This window comes from Streptomyces phaeoluteigriseus (genome assembly GCF_001896135.2).
In the GTDB taxonomy this organism is placed as follows: Bacteria; Actinomycetota; Actinomycetes; order Streptomycetales; family Streptomycetaceae; genus Streptomyces; species Streptomyces phaeoluteigriseus.
This window is the reverse complement of sequence record NZ_MPOH02000011.1, coordinates 551,180-557,736: the sequence shown is the minus strand read 5'-3', so window position 1 is coordinate 557,736 and position 6,557 is coordinate 551,180. Positions and strand designations below refer to the sequence as shown.

Annotated in this window: 2 protein-coding genes and 2 pseudogenes; all 4 read left to right on the top strand. The window is 75.2% G+C overall.

All coding sequences use genetic code 11. The annotated features are described in order from the left end of the window. Positions 1–334 precede the first annotated feature (334 nt). Positions 335–1,226: pseudogene (locus BM536_RS13650) on the top strand (FAD binding domain-containing protein). Next, positions 1,223–2,814 (top strand): annotated as a pseudogene (locus BM536_RS13645) ((2Fe-2S)-binding protein). Before BM536_RS13650 ends, BM536_RS13645 begins: the two co-directional pseudogenes overlap by 4 nt. After that, positions 2,811–5,120, top strand: coding sequence for a xanthine dehydrogenase family protein molybdopterin-binding subunit (locus BM536_RS13640; protein ID WP_094102974.1), 2,310 nt, complete (start codon positions 2,811–2,813; stop codon positions 5,118–5,120). The pseudogene BM536_RS13645 and the gene BM536_RS13640 overlap by 4 nt, the downstream one beginning before the upstream one ends. Before the next feature lie 250 nt (positions 5,121–5,370). Beyond that, positions 5,371–6,555: an SUKH-4 family immunity protein gene (locus BM536_RS13635; protein ID WP_073495745.1), complete on the top strand. Its 1,185-nt coding sequence runs from the start codon at positions 5,371–5,373 to the stop codon at positions 6,553–6,555. Positions 6,556–6,557: the final 2 nt, after the last annotated feature.

Genomic DNA, 6,557 nt, shown 5'->3' with positions numbered 1-6,557 from the left:
ACCCGGCCGACCCGCACTCCCGGCCCGCACCCCCGGCGCGACCCCTCGCCCGCGACCGCCAACCCGGGCCGCCGACCCCCACCACTGGCCCACACCACGGGCCTTGGTTGCGGAGAAACCCCGGCACGATCACCGAATAGTGGCAATTCGCGCACATCGGTGATGCCGTGCGAAAACGCCCATCTCCCTGATGAGGTGGGCGAACGCGTCCTGGCGGACCCCGGCGTTCGGGCCTTGCGAAGATGTGCCAGAGTTGCCACGTCCGCCCTGTCAGCACGTACCGTACGGCAGCACAGGTGGGACCAGGTGGGGCAGCGGGAAGGGGCAGCCGGTTTTGACCACGCACGCACCGCAGGCGGGGCAGGCCGTCACGCTGCCCGCGACGCTGGACGAAGCCGTGGCGGCACTCGCCGTCACGCCGGCCGCCGTGCCCGTGGCGGGCGGCACCGACCTGATGGCCGCCGTCAACTCCGGCCAGCTCAGGCCCGCGGCGCTGGTCGGCCTGGGCCGCATCAGCGAGATCCGCGGCTGGCAGTACCAGGACGGGCACGCCCTGCTCGGCGCCGGACTCACCCACGCCCGCATGGGCCGCCCCGACTTCGCCGCCCTCATCCCCGCGCTCGCCGCCGCCGCGCGCGCCGCGGGCCGCCGCACATCCGCAACGCGGGCACCCTGGGCGGCAACATCGCCTCCGCCGCCCCCACGGGCGACGCGCTGCCCGTGCTGGCCGCGCTGGAGGCGACCCTGATCATCGCCGGGCCGGGCGGCGTGCGCCGGGAGATCCCGGTGTCGCACCTGCTCGCCGGGATGGACATGCTCCGCGGCGGCGAACTCATCGGGTTCGTGCGCGTACCGCTGCTGCACGCCCCCCAGGTCTTCCTGAAGGCAACCGGCCGCACCGGCCCCGGGCGGGCCGTCGCCTCCGTCGCCCTCGTCCTCGACCCCGCCCGCGCGGGGTCCGGTGTGCCGTCGGCGCCATAGCGCCGATGCCGCTGCGGCCCCTGGAGGCCGAGCAGTGGGTCGCCCGGCTCATCGACTGGGACAACAACCGCGCCCTCGTTCCCGAGGCGCTGACCGCCTTCGGCGAGTACGTCGCCGCCGCCTGCATCCCGGACGCGGTCCCCGCCGAGGACGGCTCCGTGCAACCGCTACCGCCCGCCGTACTGCACCTGCGGCGCACCGTCGCCGCACTGGCCCGACGAGCACTGGGGAGGGCACTGTCATGACCGACGACCAGCACGGACAGGGCACGCCGCCGGGCGGCGGCCGCTGGGACCCGCTGCCCCAGGGTGACTACGACGACGGCGCCACCGCCTTCGTGAAGCTCCCCGAGGGCGGCATCGACGCTCTCCTGGCCGCCCGCGGCGACGGCAGCCCGCTCGCGGCGCCCGGCCACGGTTACGTGCCCCCGCAGATCGAGGCGACGCACGACGGGACGGACCCCGCGGCGGCCGGCGACGGCGCCTGGGCGGCCCCCGCGGCCGGCACCGACTGGCCGGCGCCGGCCAGTGGGACGGCCGGCGGCGACCGGTTCACGTACACCCCGGGCGCCACCGGGCAGTGGACCTTCGACGACAGCAACGCGCCCGCCGAGCCCGCGCCCGGCCACGACGTGACCGGCCAGTGGTCGATCCCCGTCGCGGGCGGCGATCTGCCCGACGAGTCGGGTGAGTTCACCACCTCGGCACTGGTCGAGCAGTGGGGCGGCGGCACGCCCCCGGCCACGCTGCCGGGCGGCGCGTCCGCGCCCTGGGCGACGGAGCCGGACGAGCGGTCCTGGGGCCCGGAGACCGACGGGGCCGGCGCGCCCCTCGCCGAGGCCGCCGGAGCAGGACCGGACGCCCCCGCCTTCGAACACGCCCCGCGGTACGACACCGCCGGCCCCGCGGCCCACGAGCGCCCCGGCGAGCAGTCGCCGCCCGGACCGCCGTACGAGGGCGGGACCGGCCCCGTGGAGGCCCACCGGCCGTCCCCCGAGGCCCCGGAGGACCTCGGGAGCCCCGAGGCCGCTCACGAGCCCGCAGAGGCCGCAGAGGGCCCCGGGCCCGCAGCGGGCCCGGACTCCACCGGGGAACACCCCGAGCGGGCCGACGCCGACGCGTCTCCACGCGCGTGGACGATCCGGAGACGGAAGCGGAAGCGGAAACGGAGCCCGAACCGGCGGCGGCGCCTCACCACGAGGACCACCCCCTCGCCTCGTACGTCCTGCGCGTCAACGGCTCCGACCGGCCCGTCACCGACGCCTGGATCGGCGAGTCGCTGCTCTACGTCCTGCGCGAGCGGCTCGGACTCGCCGGTGCCAAGGACGGCTGCTCCCAGGGCGAGTGCGGGGCCTGCAACGTCCAGGTGGACGGGCGCCTCGTCGCCTCCTGCCTGGTCCCGGCCGTCACCACCGCCGGCAGCGAGATCCGTACCGTCGAAGGCCTCGCCGACGACGGGCAGCCCTCCGACGTACAGCGGGCGCTCGCCCGGTGCGGGGCGGTGCAGTGCGGTTTCTGCGTGCCCGGCATGGCGATGACCGTGCACGACCTGCTGGAGGGCAACCCCGCGCCCACCGAGCTGGAGGCCCGCCAGGCGCTCTGCGGCAACCTGTGCCGCTGCTCCGGCTACCGGGGCGTCCTCCAGGCCGTCCAGGAAGTCGTCGCCGAACGCGAGGCACATTCCTCGGCGGACGCCGAGTCGGACGGCGACGAGGCACGTATTCCTCACCAGGCGGGCCCCGGCGGCGGAGGCATCCACGCCTCCGCGTTCGAGAACCCCGCGCAGCCCCACCCGCACGACCCGGCGTACGGCCAGGACGGAGGCCAGGCGTGACCAACGAAGCAGCCACCGTGACGAGCCCCGCGGAGGCCGCCCCGGCCCCCGAGCCGATCCCGCACGGCCTCGGCGCCTCCCTGCCCGCCGCCGACGCCCGCGCCAAGACCGAGGGCACCTTCCCGTACGCGGCCGACCTGTGGGCCGAGGGTCTGCTCTGGGCAGCCGTGCTGCGCTCCCCGCACGCCCACGCGCGCATCGTCTCCATCGACACCACCCACGCGCGTGAGATGCCCGGCGTACGGGCCGTCGTCACGCACGAGGACGTGCCCGGCAGACCGCTGCACGGACGCGGCCCGGCCGACCGCCCGGTGTTCGCCTCCGAGGTCGTACGCCATCACGGCGAGCCCATCGCGGCCGTCGCCGCCGACCACCCCGACACCGCGCGGATGGCCGCCGCGGCCGTCATCGTCGAGTACGAGGTGCTCGACCCGGTCATCGACCCCGAACTGGCCTTCGAGGCCGAGCCGCTGCACCCCGACGGCAACCTGATCCGGCACATCCCGCTGCACCACGGCGACCCGGCCGCGACCGGCGAGATCGTCGTCGAGGGGCAGTACCGGATCGGCCGCGCCGACCCCGCCCCGATCGGTGCCGAGGCCGGCCTCGCCGTGCCCAGGCCCGACGGCGGCGTCGAGCTGTACCTGGCCTCCACCGACCCGCACAGCGACCGGGACACCGCCGCGGCCTGCTTCGGCCTGGCACCCGATCAGGTGAAGATCGTCGTCACCGGCGTGCCCGGCGCCACCGCCGACCGCGAGGACCAGGGCTTCCAGCTCCCGCTCGGCCTGCTGGCACTGCGGACCGGCTGCCCGGTCAAGCTCACCGCGACCCGCGAGGAATCCTTCCTCGGCCACGCGCACCGCCACCCCACCCTGCTCCGGTACCGCCACCACGCGGACGCCGAGGGCAGGCTGGTCAAGGTGGAGGCGCAGATCCTCCTCGACGCGGGCGCCTACGCCGACACCTCCGCCGAGGCCCTCGCCGCCGCCGTCTCCTTCGCCTGCGGCCCCTACGTCGTCCCCAACGCCTTCATCGAGGGCTGGGCCGTCCGCACCAACAACCCGCCCTCCGGCCACGTCCGCGGCGAGGGCGCCATGCAGGTCTGCGCCGCCTACGAGGCGCAGATGGACAAGCTGGCGAAGAGACTCGGCGTGGACCCGGCGGAACTGCGCCTGCGCAACGCCATGGCCACCGGTGACGTCCTGCCGACCGGCCAGACCGTCACCTGCCCGGCGCCCGTCGCCGAACTCCTCCAGGCCGTCCAGGAATACCCGCTGCCGGCCCTGCCGAAGGACTCCCCCGAGGAGGACTGGCTGCTGCCCGGTGGCCCCGAGGGCGCGGGCGAACCCGGCGCCGTGCGCCGGGGCGTGGGCTACGGCCTCGGCATGGTCCACATGCTCGGCGCGGAGGGCACGGACGAGGTCTCCACGGCCACCGTCAAGGTCCAGGACGGCGTAGCGACCGTCCTGTGCGCGGCCGTCGAGAGCGGCCAAGGCTTCACCACCCTCGCCCGGCAGATCGTCCAGGAGACCCTCGGCGTCGACGAGGTGCACGTCGCGCCCGTGGACACCGACCAGCCCCCCGCCGGCCCCGGCTGCCGCGGCCGGCACACCTGGGTCTCCGGCGGCGCGGTGGAACGCGCGGCCAAGATGGTCCGCACCCAGCTCCTCCAGCCCCTCGCCCACAAGTTCGGCATGTCCCACGAACTTCTCCAGATCACCGACGGCAAGATCACCTCGTACGACGGTGTCCTGTCGACGACCGTCGCCGAGGAACTGCAGGGCAAGGAGCTGTGGGCCACCGCGCAGTGCCGCCCGCACCCCACCGAACCGCTGGACGGCGCCGGTCAGGGCGACGCGTTCGTCGGCCTCGCCTTCTGCGCGATCCGCGCGGTCGTGGACGTCGACATCGAGCTGGGCTCGGTACGGGTCGTGGAGCTGGCGGTCGCCCAGGACGTCGGCCGGGTCCTCAACCCGGCCCAGCTCGCCGCCCGGATCGAGGCGGGCGTCACCCAGGGCGTCGGCATCGCCCTCACCGAGAACCTGCGCACCCCGCGCGGCCTGCTCCGCCACCCCGACCTCACCGGCTACGCCCTCCCCACGGCCCTGGACGCGCCGGACATCCGGATCGTCAAGCTGGTCGAGGAGCGGGACGTGGTCGCGCCGTTCGGCGCGAAGGCGGCCAGCGCGGTGCCGGTCGTGACGTCCCCGGCGGCGATCGCCTCCGCCGTACGGGCCGCGACCGGCCGCCCGGTGAACCGGCTGCCGATAAGGCCGCAGGCGGCCGTGGTGACGGGCCAGTGAGGACGACCCCGGTGCGCGCGCAGGCCGCTGCCCGACCGTCTCGGTGGACACCGGGCCGCGCGCCCGCATGTCATGTCCCGGACTCCGGGCCGACACCGGGGAGTTGACCGCGCGGGAGACGGTCGAGGTGATCCTCGTGGGAGGGGAACGCGGGCGCGTGGCCTGACGTCCTTCTTGTCGAGGGCCGTTGTCAGTGGTGCCGCGTAGTGTGCGCAGCAGTGGGACGGCGAACTTCACGCACGGGGGACCGATGAGCACGACCAGCAGCACCACCGGCAGCACGCCGGTGATCACCCTCTCCGAGGCCGAGCTGGATCCGTACGTCACTCACGCGCCGAGCCGCCGCTGGCTGAGCGGCCCCGGACTGCCCGATGTCGGCGCGCTGGTGACGTTCGAGGCGCTGCGCGCGGACGGCCTGCGCACGGTCGCGGACTCCACCGGCGACCCCGGCCACCGGCTCCCCGACGACCTGCGCGACCAGCTGGTCATCGGGGGACTCCTCGGCCTGGCGGGCGCGGGGACCGAGTCGGTGCTGCTCGACGGCGCCACCGGCGAGATCACGACGACGTACTTCTTCCACGACCGCCCCGACCTGATGGACCGCCGGCCGCTCGCGCCGTCCCTGGAGAAGCTCGTGCGGTTCGCCACGGCGGCCGACGAACTCGCCGCGCTCAGAGGCCAGTTCGCGGCCTACGCCGGGCGCTTCGGGCCCGAGGCGGTGGCCGAGGCGTCCGGACAGCTCCTCGCGCTGTACGAGTCGGGGGCGGACGGCGAGGTGCCCCCGTTCTGGCGGCTGGCCGCGGTGATCCGTCCCCTGGCGCTGGTCGCGGGCCCCGGCACGCGTTCCGGGCTCGCCCTGGACCTGCCGCCCCGGCTGCTGGACGAGGAGTTCGACCTCGGCGCGATCGTCCGCTTCGAGGAGGTCGACTTCCCGGCCGCGCTCTCCCACGAGCCGACCCGCCGCTTCCTGCGGGAGACGGGGCTGCCCGAGGAGTGCGTCTGGTTCTCCCTCGGCATGGACGTTCCGCTGCCCACCCTCGCCGAGCACTGGGCGGACGAGCCGGACACCCGACTCCCCGACGGCGCCGACCGCCTGATCCGCCTCGGCCACCTCGTGGAGGACACCAGCCTCGTGCTCGACGGCACCACCGGCGCGGTGCTGGCGTGGAGCGAGGCGGAGGCCAGACTCCGCCCGCTGAACGCCGACATCTCGACACTGGCGTTCACCCTCTGGCTCGTCCACCGCGAGCACACCCTCGACGCGGAACACGAACTGACCGAGGCCTACGACCAGTTGGCCGACACCATGACCCGCACCCTGGCCGCCCTCGACCCGGTGGCCTGCGACCCGACGCCCAGAACGCCCACCGACGACGGCTGGCGCTACTGGCCGGGCATGTTCGAGGACGAGGCGGGCGGCGGGCTGTACGCATAGGG